The 987-nt window shown below is 32.3% G+C and carries 1 protein-coding gene; it reads right to left on the reverse strand.

The window, feature by feature from the left end; all coding sequences use genetic code 11:
• Positions 1-215 precede the first annotated feature (215 nt).
• Positions 216-878, reverse strand: a complete 663-nt coding sequence (locus IL45_RS07210) for a hypothetical protein (protein WP_036582192.1) — start codon at positions 876-878, stop codon at positions 216-218.
• Positions 879-987: the final 109 nt, after the last annotated feature.

Here is a 987-nt window from a genome sequence, read left to right on the forward strand (position 1 = left end):
AGTTTCTAATCCCAAGAGTGTAATTATAAATTACAAAAGCGAAAACCTACGGCCGCAGGCAATGGACTAGAACGGTCTTGTGTATGGTTAGTTGCGTGTTTAAGCAACTAATTTAGTAAACAAAAACGAACGCGAGAAAATTCCGAAGGAATTTTCAAAATAAGCACTTGCCAAGCAATTAATTATACACGGTGTTGGCAAATCGTTTTTTTTATTTATGGTATTAATATTAGTCGTTGTTTTAATTTCTCGTTTCCTAAAACCCAAACAATTAAATATCCACCAGCTCCATCGCTATTCCATTGATGAACAATATAATCACCTTTGTTTTTATTAATTTCAAATACATTGTCGCATTCAAAAATATCCTCGTAAAAGATGTTCGGAATTTCAATAGACTTTCCATTTATTGAGGTTTCAATTCCGACAACTTCTGTTTTAGGAATATTTCCGTCAGTTCCGTAAATTGTACGTCCATTAATTTTGGTCAGCCATTTTCCGTCAAAATCCGAAATTTTATTTTCCAAACTAAATTTCTTTAGATTATACTCAAATGAAAATTCAGTTCCAGTGTATTTAGTCAAATCCTCAATTGGGCATAAACGACTTTTATGAATGTAACCCATAAAAGTATCGTCTTCTCCACATTCCAATTGGTATTTGTTTTTTGAAATATATACGGTTATCCATTCCGATTCTGTTTCGTTTTCTTGATAACTAAATACTTCAGAATCTTTGAGCTTATAAATGACATCAGAATCAATTTTAGGAAGTTTCCGAACGTTTGTAAATCCATCAACATCTTTTATAACTGCAATTTGTCCGTAATTCAGATTACAGAAAAATAGGATTGATAAGATTATTAAAAAGTTCTTCATTTTCTTATTATGCAATTTTTCTTAAATGTTTGCCAATGGCAAAGGTATAAGGCGAGTGAGGCGTTTTAGCCGGTACGCGTAGACCTTTTGTATGTTGGTTATTGGTTGG

It is taken from the genome of Nonlabens ulvanivorans (assembly GCF_000732625.1).
GTDB lineage: Bacteria > Bacteroidota > Bacteroidia > Flavobacteriales > Flavobacteriaceae > Nonlabens > Nonlabens ulvanivorans.